The sequence below is a fragment of the Pseudomonas sp. 13159349 genome, assembly GCF_013305685.1.
Taxonomy (GTDB): domain Bacteria; phylum Pseudomonadota; class Gammaproteobacteria; order Pseudomonadales; family Pseudomonadaceae; genus Aquipseudomonas; species Aquipseudomonas asiatica.
On record NZ_CP045553.1, the window covers coordinates 4,354,983 to 4,368,457 of the forward strand.

7 protein-coding genes are annotated in these 13,475 nt (G+C 64.5%); 4 read left to right on the forward strand and 3 right to left on the reverse strand.

Translation table 11 applies throughout. The annotated features are described in order from the left end of the window. The first annotated feature begins 55 nt into the window (after positions 1 to 55). A complete protein-coding gene (locus GEV38_RS20120; protein ID WP_015271302.1) occupies positions 56 to 1,888 on the forward strand; it encodes an ABC transporter ATP-binding protein in 1,833 nt (610 codons plus the stop codon). A 126-nt stretch (positions 1,889 to 2,014) separates the two neighbouring features. Here GEV38_RS20120 and GEV38_RS20125 read toward each other — a convergent pair whose 3' ends face one another. Then, entirely contained in the window at positions 2,015 to 3,142 is a 1,128-nt protein-coding gene (locus GEV38_RS20125; RefSeq protein WP_043936234.1) for a GNAT family N-acetyltransferase, read from the reverse strand. Between the two features lie 262 nt (positions 3,143 to 3,404). On the opposite strand from GEV38_RS20125, the gene GEV38_RS20130 reads away from it, so the two are divergent. Further along, positions 3,405 to 4,649, forward strand: coding sequence for a putative porin (locus GEV38_RS20130; protein ID WP_015271304.1), 1,245 nt, complete (start codon positions 3,405 to 3,407; stop codon positions 4,647 to 4,649). Positions 4,650 to 4,870: 221 nt separating this feature from the next. Here GEV38_RS20130 and GEV38_RS20135 read toward each other — a convergent pair whose 3' ends face one another. Both GEV38_RS20135 and hrpA read right to left on the reverse strand, forming a co-directional pair. Further along, positions 4,871 to 5,992, reverse strand: coding sequence for a beta-ketoacyl-ACP synthase III (locus tag GEV38_RS20135; RefSeq protein WP_173895929.1), 1,122 nt, complete (start codon positions 5,990 to 5,992; stop codon positions 4,871 to 4,873). A 157-nt stretch (positions 5,993 to 6,149) separates the two neighbouring features. Beyond that, on the reverse strand, positions 6,150 to 10,055 hold the full coding sequence (hrpA, locus tag GEV38_RS20140) for an ATP-dependent RNA helicase HrpA (RefSeq protein WP_054573793.1): 3,906 nt from the start codon (positions 10,053 to 10,055) through the stop codon (positions 6,150 to 6,152). 568 nt (positions 10,056 to 10,623) lie between these two features. Between hrpA and GEV38_RS20145 the strand changes: the two genes are divergently transcribed. Together GEV38_RS20145 and GEV38_RS20150 are read left to right on the forward strand one after the other, a co-directional pair. Beyond that, positions 10,624 to 11,988: a glutamine synthetase family protein gene (locus tag GEV38_RS20145; RefSeq protein WP_054573792.1), complete on the forward strand. Its 1,365-nt coding sequence runs from the start codon at positions 10,624 to 10,626 to the stop codon at positions 11,986 to 11,988. Positions 11,989 to 12,011: 23 nt separating this feature from the next. After that, entirely contained in the window at positions 12,012 to 13,319 is a 1,308-nt protein-coding gene (locus tag GEV38_RS20150; RefSeq protein ID WP_054573791.1) for an FAD-binding oxidoreductase, read from the forward strand. The last annotated feature ends 156 nt before the right edge of the window (positions 13,320 to 13,475 follow it).

Sequence of the window (13,475 nt, forward strand, 5' to 3'; positions counted from 1 at the left end):
TTCACAGGGACGTGAAACCGCCTGAGGGTCGGATGAAACAGGAGTGTCGTCACCCATGCTGTACCGCCGTTTCGAGCAGTTGATCGATATCTTCCGCGACGCGCCCAGCGAGTCGCCACCCGGCCAGGTCTGGCCGTTCTACCTGTACTACCTGCGCCAGGTGTGGCCAAGTTTTGTCGCCCTGCTGGTGGTGGGCCTGGTCGCCTCGCTGATCGAGGTGGCGATGTTCAGCTACCTCAGCCGCATCATCGACCTGGCACAGGGCACGCCCAATGCCAGTTTCTTCAGCGAACACAGCGGCGAACTGATCTGGATGCTGGTGGTGATCCTGCTGCTGCGCCCGGTGTTCTTCGGCCTGCACGACCTGCTGGTGCACCAGACCATCAACCCCGGCATGACCAGCCTGATCCGCTGGCAGAACCACACCTATGTACTCAAGCAGAGCCTGAACTTCTTCCAGAGCGACTTCGCCGGGCGCATCGCCCAGCGCATCATGCAGACCGGCAACTCACTGCGAGACTCTGCGGTGCAGGCGGTGGATGCGCTATGGCACGTGCTGATCTACGCCATCACCTCGCTGGTGCTGTTCGCCGAGGCCGACTGGCGCCTGATGCTGCCGCTGCTGCTATGGATCGCCGGCTACATCGCCGCGCTGTTCTACTTCGTCCCCCGGGTGAAGGAGCGTTCGGTGATTTCCTCCGATGCCCGCTCCAAGCTGATGGGCCGCATCGTCGACGGCTACACCAACATCGCCACCCTCAAGCTGTTCGCCCACACCGACTTCGAGCAGCAGTACGCGCGCGAAGCGATCCGCGAACAGACAGAGAAAACCCAGCTGGCCGCGCGCGTGGTCACCAGCATGGACGTGGTCATCACCACCCTAAATGGCCTGCTGGTGGTCGCCACCACAGGCCTGGCGCTGTGGCTGTGGAGCCAGTCGCTGATCACCGTCGGCGCCATCGCCCTGGCCACCGGCCTGGTGATCCGCATCGTCAACATGTCGGGCTGGATCATGTGGGTGGTCAACGGCATCTTCGAGAACATCGGCATGGTCCAGGACGGCCTGCAGACCATCGCCCAGCCGGTCACCGTCACCGACCGGCCCAACGCACCGGCGCTCAAGGTCAGCCGCGGTGCGGTGCGTTTCGATGATGTGGACTTCCATTACGGCAAGGCCGCCAACGTGATCGAAGGGCTCAGCCTGGACATACGCCCGGGCGAGAAGATCGGCCTGATCGGCCCGTCGGGGGCAGGCAAGTCGACCCTGGTCAACCTGCTGCTGCGGCTGTATGACGTGCAGGGTGGGCGCATTCTCATCGACGGCCAGGACATTGCCGAGGTAAGCCAGGCCAGCCTGCGCGCGCAGATCGGCATGATCACCCAGGACACCTCGCTGCTGCACCGCTCGATCCGTGACAACCTGCTGTATGGCCGCCCCGATGCCAGCGAGGCCGCGCTTCATGAAGCGGTGCGCCGGGCCCGCGCCGACGAGTTCATCCCGCAGCTGTCGGACGCTCAGGGGCGCACCGGTTTCGATGCCCATGTGGGCGAGCGCGGGGTCAAGCTGTCGGGCGGCCAGCGCCAGCGCATCGCCATTGCCCGGGTGCTGCTGAAGAATGCACCGATCCTGATCATGGACGAGGCCACTTCGGCGCTGGACTCGGAGGTAGAGGCAGCAATCCAGGAAAGCCTGGAGACGCTGATGCAGGGCAAGACGGTGATCGCGATTGCCCACCGGCTTTCCACCATCGCCCGGATGGACCGGCTGGTGGTGCTGGACAAGGGGCGGATTGTCGAGAGTGGCAGCCACAGTGAACTGCTGGAGCAGCAAGGCTTGTATGCCCGGTTGTGGCATCACCAGACCGGGGGGTTTGTCGGGGTCGACTGATTTCCTGTGCCGGCCTCTTCGCGGGCTCGCCCGCTCCCACAGGATCACCACATGCCTTGAAAACTGTGCCGTACCTGTGGGAGCGGGCAAGCCCGCGAAGAGGCCGGCACAGGCAATATGAATGGATCAGTCCCGACGATAGGGCAACATCCCCCTGGCTTCCTCGGCATACGCCCGCACCCCTTCCCGTTCCTGCGCCAGAAAATCCTCCACCGCCCGCCGCAGCCCCGGGTGCAGCAGGTAGTGCCACGACCGCGTCAGCACCGGCTCGAACCCTCGAATCAGCTTGTGCTCCCCCTGTGCCCCGGCATCGAAACGCTGCAGCCCTTCGGCAATGGCAAAGTCCATGCCCTGGTAGAAACAGGTTTCGAAGTGCAGCCGGTCGAACTCGTCCAGGCACCCCCAATAACGGCCAAACAGGCTGTCGCCCCCCACCAGGCTCAGGGCCATGGCCACATCACGGCCACCCTGCCGCGCCATCACCACGCGCAACGCTTCGGGCATGCGCTCGGCAAGCAGGCTGAAGAACTCGCGTGTCAGGTAGGGCGCACGGCGGCGCACCGCGTAGGTATTGGCGTAGCAGCGATAGACGAAATCCCACTGCGCCTCATCCAGTTCATCTCCACGGTACCAGCGGAACTCGATACCGTGCCCGGCCACCTGTTCACGCTCCTTGCGCATCTGCTTGCGCTTGCGCGAACTCAGGCTGTCGAGAAAATCCTGAAAGTCACGATAGCCATGGTTGCGCCAATGAAACTGGCAGCCCAGGCGCTCCATCCAGCCCGGCAGGCCGGCCAGCTGCTCGTCCAGCGCCGGCTCGGTGAAATTGATGTGCGCGCCAGACAGCCCGCCCTTGGCCAGGTACTCCGGCAAAGCCTGCAGCACCAGCAGGCCATCGGCTGGGTCGGCGGCGAGCAGGCGCGGGCCGCTGACCGGGCTGAACGGCACGGCACCGAGCAGCTTGGGGTAGTAGGCAATGCCGGCCCGCTCACAGGCATCGGCCCAGCCATGGTCGAACACGTACTCGCCAAACGAGTGCCATTTGCGGTACGCCGGCAGCAGCGCCCGTACCCGCCCGTCACGTTCCAGCACCAGGTGCTCGGCGGCCCAGCCGGTGTTGCGCGCCACGCTGCCGCTGTCCTCCATGGCGCTGAGAAACGCATGGCGTAAAAACGGTTGGCCAGCGGGCACCAGGGCATCCCAGGTGGCCGCCGGAAGATCACGCAAATGAGCAAGGCTGTACAGGCTGGTCACGGTTTCGGCTCGCTGTTTCAAGGTACCCAGTATCCCCAAGGAAGGCCCGCCACTCAAATCACGATAGCCGGGACAGATCCTTTTATTCTCAATTACTTAACCGCAGTGCCACCAATTCGACATTAATCTGTCATTCGCCCCCGCAATACTTGCGCCTGTTTTCCGGAACCCCAGAACCTGTCTATTCAGGCCCTTTCCGAAGACATGCCAACACAGGGGCGGGCGCTTGAGCCTCCCCATCTTATTCAACAGGGAGAACCTTATGCGTCTTGTTTCTACACTTACCGGAGTGAGCCTCACCGGCATGATGCTGGCTCTGAGTACTCCGGCCAGTGCAGCTGTCGACGCCAAGCTGCTCGAAATGCTCCGCGCCAATGGCTCGATCAACCAGGCGCAGTACAACGAACTGCAGGCGGACCTGGCTCAAGAAACCAAGGAAAAGGCCGCTCAGAAAGCTCAGTCCGAACGGATGAGCTCCTTTGAACAGAAAGTGGCATGGGCCGCCAAGACCCAGGTCAAGGGTGATGTGCGCCTGCGTTACGAAGACGTCAACGTCGACGACCCGAACAGCAGCAGCGGCAACCAGGACCGCCAGCGCGTGCGTGCCCGTGTCGGCTTCTACAGCGAAATCAACCCGCAGGTCGACGCGGGCATCCGTATCGCCACCGGCAGCAGTGCCGACCGCCGTTCGACCAACCAGAGCTTCGACAACTACTTCGACAAGAAGTCGCTGTGGGTCGACCAGGCCTACCTCGACTGGCACCCGACTGCAGTTCCCAACCTGCACCTGATTGGCGGCAAGATGGCGCAGCCATGGGTGAGCATGGGCGACATCATCTGGGACAGCGACATCAACCCGGAAGGCGTGGCAGCCACCTACAAGACCGACCTGGGCGGGGCCGAGGTGTTCGCCAGCGCCGGTCAGTACACCCTCAAGGACAACGTCGATGGCGACGGCGTGCAATACAAGCATGACGCACAGGTCTATCACGGCCAGTTGGGCGCCAAATTCGCCCCGGCAGACGTGCTCAAGCTGACCGTAGGTGCCAGTATCTATGGCTACGACAACGACAAGGAAGCCACCATCCTGCAGTCGTTCGGCAACACCACCAACGAGTTCAACCTCGTGGAAGGCTTCGGCCAGCTGGACTTCACCGGCTTTGCCATCCCGCTCTCTGCTTACGGTCAGTATGTGAAAAACACCGAGAGCACCGATGGCGAAGACCAGGCCTGGTTGGCGGGCCTGAAAACCAAGGTCGGCGCCTGGAGCCTGGACTACAACTACCGCGACGTGCAGCGTAACGCCGTGGTCAGCCTGTTCACCGACTCTGACTTTGGCAACGGCTTTACCGGTTCGCGCGGGCACAAGTTCAAGGTCGGATATGAAATCGACAAGAACTTCTCCCTGGGCGCTGCCTACCTGATGGCCAAGACCGACCTGTCGCAGTTGCCCAACAGCGATGCCGATGTAGATACCCTGCAGGTAGACCTGGAAGCCAAGTTCTAAGCGAAACCCTGCACTGCTTCACCTGAAGCGGGAAATGCCGACCCCATCCGGCGTTTCCCGCTTTTTTTGTCTGTGAAATTGCAGGGGGCTGCCATGCAGCCCATTCGCAGCACAAGGCTGCTCCTACAGGGGAATGCGAACCCTGCAACCGGCGCGTTCTCCTGTAGGAGCAGCCTTGTGCTGCGAATGGGCCGCAAAGCGGCCCCGATATTTCGAAGCAATCAGCGCTTGCGCAGGATCACGCTACCAATCGAATACCCCGCACCAAACGAGCTCAACACCCCCAGCGAGCCCTTGGCCAAGTCGTCCTGGTACAGGTGGAAGGCAATCACCGACCCCGCCGAACTGGTGTTGGCATAGCGATCGAGAATCACCGGTGCATCCTCTTCGGCCACTTCACGCCCCAGCAGCTTCTTGACGATCAGGTGGTTCATGCTGAGGTTGGCCTGGTGCAGCCAGAAGCGTTTCACATCGCTTGGTTGCAGCCCGTTTTCCTGCAGGTGCTCACCGATCAGCTCGGCCACCTTCGGGCACACCTCGCGGAACACCTTGCGGCCTTCCTGGATGAACAGCTTGTCCGTCGCGCCCTCGCCCTCTTCCGCCGCGCGGTTGAGGAAGCCGAAGTTGTTACGGATGTTGTTGGAGAACTCGGTCCACAGCTTGCTGCTGACGATGTCGAACTGGTGCGCCGAGGTGGCCTTGTCGGCACGCTCGAGCAATACCGCAGTGGCAGCATCACCAAAGATGAAATGGCTGTCGCGGTCACGGAAGTTCAGGTGGCCAGTGCACACCTCCGGGTTGACCATCAGCACCGCGCGCGCCTGGCCCAGGGCCACGCTGTTGGCGGCGGTCTGGATGCCGAAAGTGGCCGACGAGCAGGCCACGTTCATGTCGAAGGCAAAGCCCTGGATGCCCAGCGCCTGCTGCACTTCGATGGCAATGGCCGGGTACGGGCGCTGCAGGTTGGAGCAGGCGACGATCACCCCGTCGACATCGGCCGCCGTGCGACCGGCGCGCTCCAGGGCCTGGCGGGCGGCGGCCACGGCCATTTCGCAGAGCACCGAAGGTTCGTCGTTGGAGCGCTCGGGCAGACGCGGTTTCATGCGCTGCGGGTCGAGAATGCCGGCCTTGTCCATGACGAAGCGGCTCTTGATGCCCGAGGCCTTTTCGATGAACGCCGCATCGGACAGCGGCGCCGCCTCGACTTCACCGCGCTCGATGGCGGCGGCGTTGTCCTGGTTGAACTGCTGCGACCAGGTGTTGAAGGACGCCACCAGTTCTTCGTTGGAAATGCTCTGGGCCGGGGTGTACAGGCCGGTGCCGCTGATCACGACGTTATGCACGGTCGTTCCTCTGGTCAAAGGCCATCGCCACGGGGCGCTGGCTGGGAAACATGACAGGTTAATGGCACTTTAGTGCCAATTTAAAGGCGAGGGCTGCGCCCGCGAAGGGCCGCAAAGCGGCCCCAAATTGCATCAATATTGCCACAACTGTGGAAGTTTAGCCCTCCACCTGGCTCCATTGCTTGCTCAATCGCTTGTCGGAAATCGGCACCTTGGTCCCCAACTGCTGGGCAAACAGCGAAACCCGATATTCCTCCAGCCACCAGCGGTACACCGTCAGTTGCTCATCACGCTTGCCTTCCTGGGCATGCTTGTCGGCACGTGCCTTGTACTGCGCCCACAGGTTGGCCAGTTCACCGCTCCACACCCGGTCCTTCTGCACCTGCGAACCCAGCTTCTCCAGGCGCAGCTCCACCGCCTTGAGGTAACGCGGCAGCTCCTTGAACCAGGCCCCGGGGGTTTCACGCACGAAGCCTGGGTACACCAGGTTGCCGAGCTGTTGCTTGATGTCGTTAAGCGCCACTGCCTGGCTCAGGTCGATCTTGCCCTTGAAGCGCTTCTGCAGCCCATGCCACAGCTTCAGCACTTCCAGGGTCTGCCGTGCCAGGCGCTCGGCATGCTCGGCCCAGCTGCCGCGCTTGCGCTCGGCCAGGCCAGCCAGGGCCGCACCATCGCGTGGCAGCGGCTGTTCGCCTTCAAGGATGCAGCTGTCCAGGCTGGCCAGCAGAATGTCCTCGACCAGCGCCTCGACCCGGCCCATTTCACGGTACAGCAGGCCCAGCTCGGTCAGCCCCGGCAGCTTGCCGCGCAGGTACTTGGCCGGCTCGGCCAACTGCTGCAGCAACAGGCGCTGCAAAGCGCGGCGGTGCTGGAACTCGGCCTCGGCCTGGGTCGAGAAACGCCCTTCGCGCACGGTGCCGCCCTCTTCCACCAGTGCCGGGTACACGGTCATCGACAGGCCGGCAATTTTCTGCTGCGCGGTCTGCTTAACCTCGCTGAAAGCCTTGGCCTGCACCGGCTGCTCGCTCTTGGCGTCACGCGGCACGGCCAACGCTGCCTGGCTGGCTGCAGCAAAGCGTGCGGTCAGCTCGGCCAGGTCGCGGCCTTCACCCAGAAACTTGCCCTGGCCATCGACAACCTCGATGTTCATGCGCAGGTGGCCTTCGACCAGGTTGACCGACTCGTCCCATGCCTCGTCGGGCACACGGGCGCCGGTCATGCGCAGCAGTTCCTGGCCCAGGGCCTGCGGCAATGCGCCCTGGCCGAAGGTCATGCGCGCCAGAGAGGCCTTGACGAAGTCCGGCACCGGCACAAAGTTCTTGCGCAGCGCCTTGGGCAGGTTGCGCACCAGCGCCACGCACTTGGCTTCCAGCAGGCCGGGCACAAGCCATTCCAGGCGCTCGCCCGGCAAGCTCGGCAGCAGCGGCGCTGGTACCCGCACGGTCACGCCATCGCGGGGGTGCCCGGGCTCGAAGTGGTAACTCAGCGGCAGGCGCAGCTCGCCCACCTGCAAGCTGTCGGGGTACTGCGCGGCGGTGACTTCGCTGGCCTCGCGGGCCAGCACGTCTTCCTCGCGCATGATCAGCAGGTTGGCGTCCTTCTGGCTGCCCATGCGGTACCAGCTGTCGAAGGTCGCCGTCTGGTGGATTTCCGCCGGCAGACGCGCTTCGTAGAAGGCATACAGCGTCTCTTCGTCGGCCAGGATGTCACGGCGGCGGGCCTTGGCCTCCAGCTCGTCGAGCTCCTCCAGCAGGCGCTTGTTGGCCGCCAGGCACTTGGCCCGCGACTGGATTTCGCCACCCACCAGGCCTTCGCGGATGAACAGCTCGCGCGATGTGACCGGGTCGATCGGGCCGAAATGCACCGGCCGACGGCCGACCAGGATCAGGCCGTACAGAGTGATCTGCTCGTAGGCCACCACCTGCCCGCGCTTCTTCTCCCAATGCGGTTCGAAGTGGTTCTTCTTGACCAGGTGGCCGGCCAACGGCTCGATCCAGTCCGGCTCGATCCTGGCCACCATGCGTGCGTACAGCTTGGTGGTTTCGACCAGTTCGGCCGCCATCACCCACTGCGGGCGCTTGCGCCCCAGGCCCGACGACGGGTGCACCCAGAAGCGCCGCTGACGGGCGCCCTGGTAGTCGCCCTCTTCGGTCTTCTGGCCGATCTGGCTGAGCAGGCCACTGAGAATGGCCTTGTGCATTTTCGGGTAGTCGGACGGGTCCTTGTTTACCGTCAACTGCAGGTCACGGCAGATCAGCGCCAGCTGGCGATGGGCATCGCGCCATTCGCGCAGGCGCAGGTAGTTCAGGAAGTTCTTGCGGCACCAGTTGCGCAGCGGGTTGGCGGTCAGCGCCTGGCGCTGTTCCTCGAAGCCACGCCACAGGTTGACCAACGCGGCGAAGTCGGAATCCACGTCCTTCCATTGTGCGTGCGCCTGATCGGCGGCCTGTTGGCGCTCTGGCGGGCGTTCGCGCGGGTCTTGCACCGACAGCGCACTGGTGACGATCAGCACTTCCTGCAGGCTGCCCAGGCGGGCGCCTTCGAGCAGCATGCGGCCCAGCCGCGGGTCGATCGGCAGGCGCGCCAGTTGGCGACCGATCGGCGTCAGCTGGTTTTCGCGGTTGACCGCCGACAGCTCCTGCAGCAGGTTGAAACCATCGCTGATGGCCTTGCCATCCGGCGGCTCGATGAACGGGAAGGCGTCGATTGCGCCCAGGCGCAGGTGCAGCATCTGCAGGATCACTGCCGCCAGGTTGGTGCGCAGGATCTCCGGGTCGGTGAACGCCGGCCGGCTGTTGAAATCCTCTTCGCTGTACAGGCGCACGCAGATACCCGGCTCGACCCGGCCACAGCGACCCTTGCGCTGGTTGGCACTGGCCTGCGACACAGCCTCGATGGGCAGGCGCTGCACCTTGGCGCGGTAGCTGTAGCGGCTGATGCGCGCGGTACCGGTGTCGATCACGTAGCGGATGCCCGGCACGGTCAGCGAGGTTTCCGCAACGTTGGTGGCCAGCACCACACGGCGCCCGGTGTGTGGCTGGAAGATGCGCTGCTGCTCGGCCGGCGACAGGCGCGCGTACAACGGCAGGATCTCGGTATGGCGCAGTTGCGCCTTGCGCAAGATCTCGGCGGCATCACGGATCTCGCGCTCGCCCGGCAGGAAGATCAGCACATCGCCGGGGCCCTTGCCCTCACTACGCTCGTGGTGCGCCAACTCATCCAGCGTGGCGAGGATGGCCTGGTCGACGGTGAGGTCGTCCTCGATCTGGTTGCCCTCCTCGTCCTGCTCGCTGGTCAGCGGGCGGTACCAGGTTTCCACCGGGAAGGTACGCCCGGACACCTCGATGATCGGCGCGCCGTCGAAGTGTTTGGAGAAGCGCTCCAGGTCGATGGTCGCCGAGGTGATGATCAGCTTCAGGTCCGGGCGGCGGTGCAGCAGGGTCTTCAGGTAGCCGAGCAGGAAGTCGATGTTCAGGCTGCGCTCGTGGGCCTCGTCGACGATGATCGTGTCGTAGCGCTCGAGGAAACGGTCGTGCTGGGTTTCGGCCAGCAGAATGCCGTCGGTCATCAGCTTGACCAGGGTGTTGGCGTCGCTCTGGTCCTCGAAGCGCACCTGGTAGCCGACCAGCCCGCCCAGCGGCGTGCCCAGCTCTTCGGCGACCCGCGCGGCAACGCTGCGGGCGGCGATCCGGCGAGGCTGGGTATGGGCGATCAGGCCATGGCTGCCACGGCCCAGTTCGAGACAGATCTTCGGCAACTGGGTGGTCTTGCCCGAGCCGGTTTCGCCGGCGATCACCAGCACCTGGTGCTCGGCCAGGGCCTTCTTGATTTCGTCACGCTTGGCAGCGATTGGCAGGCTGTCGTCGTAGCGCACGGTCGGCACGCTCTGCTGGCGCGCGGTGACCTGGGCGCAGGACGCCTGGACCTTTTCCACCCACTGCGCCAGCTTCGCCTCGTCGGGGCACTTGCGCAGTTCGTGCAATTGCCGGCGCAGGCGATGGCGGTCGGCGATCATGGCGTGGTCGAGGTTTTGCAGCAGTTTGTCGATGGCGTGGTCAGTCATGGGGCTTTTTAGTGATGCAGGTGGGCCTGCTTTCATGATCGGCATTCGAAGGATGCGCGATTGTCGCAGATTTGGGCCTGCTTTGCTGTCCAGGCTGGCGCTGCCCCTGTAGGAGCGGCCTTGTGTCGCGATGGGCTGCGGCAGCAGCCCCGGCAATTTGTGCTGGAGCGAAGATCCTGGGGCTGCTGCCGCAGCCCATCGCGACACAAGGCCGCTCCTACAGGGATCGCACGGCGGCGGAAAGTTTAGCAAGGGCTTATGTAAAGGTTGCCATTCACTGCTTTAATCAACCTTACGCCGCATGTGAGTATCAAAGGCATGACTCCCGTCCAGCCCATCGCCCCACCGTCGTCCCGCCCTTCGCAAGCGAAGGCCCGGCGCCGTGCCGGTGAGAATCCGCTGGTCCACATCATCCTCGCCTTCTGGGCCCTGTGGCACTGCCGTCACGCACGCCCACCGGATTTCTCGCTCACGCCTTTGTGACCAAACCCGGCCGTCGTCTGGCCGTTTGACTCAGCCGGGCCGCCTGCATGCGCGGCGGCCTGTGCGCCCCGTGAGCGAATCCATCATGCACTTTGCACCTGTAGAGCAGGCCAGCCGTTTTCTGGCCGACAACCCCGATATCGAACTGTTCGAACTGTTCATCCTCGACGCCAATGGCGTGCCGCGCGGCAAGCTGCTGCACCGCGACGAACTGCTGGCCGTGTACCAGGCCGGCCGGCCGCTGCCCAGCACCATTCTCGGCCTGACCCTGAACGGCGACGACGTGGAAAACTCCGGCCTGGTGTGGGACGTGGGCGATATCGACTGCCGCGCCTACCCGCTTGAAGGCAGCCTGGTGCGCCTGCCCTGGCGCCGGGTGCCGACCGCCGCGGTGCAGGTGAGCATGCACCCGAACGAGGGCCTGCCGGCCAGCATCGCCGACCCGCGCCATGTGCTGCTGCGTACCATCGAGGCGTTGAAGGCCGACGGCTACCACCCGGTGATGGCCTGCGAGCTGGAGTTCTACCTGCTGGACCAGCAACCTGATGCCCAGGGCCGCCCGCAACCGGCACTGGACAATGACGGCGGCCGCCCACGCACCACCCAGGTGTATGGCCTGCGCGAACTGGAGCAGATCGAGCCGTTCCTTGCCGACCTTTACGCCGCCTGCAAGGCCCAGGGCATCCCGGCACGCACGGCGATTTCGGAATACGCCCCCGGCCAGGTGGAGATCACCCTCGAGCACGGCGACGCCTTGCAGGCGATGGACCAGGCCGTGCGCTACAAGCGCCTGGTCAAAGGCATTGCCCACGCCCATGGCATGCAGGCCTGTTTCATGGCCAAGCCGTTCGCGCAACTGGCCGGCACCGGCATGCACATGCACCTGAGCCTGGCCGACAGCGCCGGCAACAACCTGTTCGCCAGTGAGGACAAGGCCGGTACCCCGCTGCTGCGCCAGGCCGTGGCAGGCATGTTGCGACACCTGCGCGACTCGCTGCTGCTGTTCTGCCCCAACGCCAACTCGTTCCGCCGCTTCCAGGCCAACAGCTATGCCCCGCTGGCGCCAACCTGGGGCGTCGACAACCGCACCGTGAGCCTGCGCATACCGGGCGGTCCGGCCAACAGCCGGCACGTGGAGCACCGCATCTGCGGCGCCGATGCCAACCCCTACCTGGCCGCTGCGGCGATCCTTGCCGCCAGCCACTGGGGCATTCGCCAACAGCTGGACCCGGGGGCACCGGTGGAAGGCAATGGCTATGCCCAGGCCACCGAACACCTGCCCACCGACTGGCTGACTGCCCTCGACGCGCTGCAGCATTCGAGCTGGGCTCGCGAAGCACTGGGCGAGGACTTCCTTGGCGTATACCTGAAGGTCAAGCGCGCCGAGTACCGCCAGTTCATGGCCGAAGTCAGTGAGCAGGACTGGCGCTGGTACCTGCACCAGGCCTGATCCCCGGATAACAAGGAACACCCATGAATGCAGCATTGAACAAAGGGCCGGCGCAACGCGCGCCGTCCTACTACAGCGCCACTCTCAACGATTACACCGAGTACCCGCAGCTCAAGGGCACGGTACAGGTGGATGTGGCGATCATCGGCGGCGGCTTCACCGGCGTGGCCACGGCGGTGGAGCTGGCCGAGCGTGGCCTGAAGGTGGCCATCGTCGAAACCAACCGCATCGGCTGGGGTGCCAGCGGGCGCAACGGCGGCCAGGTCACCGGCAGCCTGTCGGGCGACGAAGCCATGCGCTCGCAGATGCGCAACCGCCTCGGTACCGAGGTCGATGACTTCATCTGGCACTTGCGCTGGCGCGGGCACCAGGTGATCGAGCAGCGCGTGGCACGCTACAACATCGACTGCGACCTCAAGCGCGGCCACCTGCACGCGGCCATGAAGCCCTCGCACATGGACGAGCTGCGCGCATTCGAAGCCGAGGCCCGGCGGCGCGGCATGGGCGAGCAGGTACAACTGCTGGACCGCGATGGCATGGCCGAGCACCTGCAAAGCCCGCTGTACCTGGGCGCGCTGAAAAACCTGCGCAACCTGCACCTGCACCCGCTCAACCTGTGCCTGGGCGAGGCCCGTGCTGCCCATGGCCTGGGGGCGCTGATTTTCGAAAACTCCGAAGTGCTGGACATCGTCCACGGCCCGCGCCCGGCGGTAGTCACCGCCCACGGGCGGGTCGAGGCGCGCCAGGTGATGCTGGCCGGCGATGTGTACCACAAACTGGAAAAGCGCCAGCTCAAGGGCAAGATCTTCCCGGCCATGGGCGGCATCGTCACCACCGCACCGCTGGGGGAGCTGGCCGAACAGATCAACCCGCAGGACCTGGCGGTGTACGACTGCCGCTTCGTCCTCGATTACTACCGCCTGACCGCCGACAAGCGCCTGCTGTTCGGCGGTGGCGCCAACTATTCCGGCCGTGATTCACGGGATATCGAAGGCGAACTGCGCCCGTGCATCGAGCGCACCTTCCCGGCGTTGAAAGGCGTGCCGATCGAGTTCCAGTGGAGCTGCGCCATGGGCATCGTGGTCAACCGCATCCCGCAGCTGGGCAAGCTGTCGGACAACGTGTGGTATTGCCAGGGTTATTCGGGGCACGGCATTGCCACCAGCCACATCATGGGCGAGATCATGGCCGAGGCGTTGACCGGGACGCTGGAGAAGTTCGACACCTTTGCCCAGTGCAAGCATGTGCGGGTGCCGATGGGGGATTTGCTGGGCAATCCGCTGCTGGCGGCGGGGATGTGGTACTACCAGATGCTGGAGAAACTGCGCTGAACCTGAGGCCTGCGCAACCTCTGTAGGAGCGGCCTCGTGTCGCGATCGGGCCGCGAAGCGGCCCCAGCAATTTCAGCATCACGGCTGAAAACCTGGGGCCGCTTCGCGACCCGATCGCGACACAAGGCCGCTCCTACACAGACCGCGCTGGCTGGG

What these genes read in the sequence shown, in the direction of transcription:
- GEV38_RS20120 (WP_015271302.1), top strand. Translation starts at nt 56, where the DNA reads ATGCTGTACCGCCGTTTCGAGCAGTTGATCGATATCTTCCGCGACGCG.
- GEV38_RS20130 (WP_015271304.1), top strand. Translation starts at nt 3,405, where the DNA reads ATGCGTCTTGTTTCTACACTTACCGGAGTGAGCCTCACCGGCATGATG.
- hrpA (WP_054573793.1), bottom strand. Translation starts at nt 10,055, where the DNA reads ATGACTGACCACGCCATCGACAAACTGCTGCAAAACCTCGACCACGCC.
- GEV38_RS20145 (WP_054573792.1), top strand. Translation starts at nt 10,624, where the DNA reads ATGCACTTTGCACCTGTAGAGCAGGCCAGCCGTTTTCTGGCCGACAAC.
- GEV38_RS20150 (WP_054573791.1), top strand. Translation starts at nt 12,012, where the DNA reads ATGAATGCAGCATTGAACAAAGGGCCGGCGCAACGCGCGCCGTCCTAC.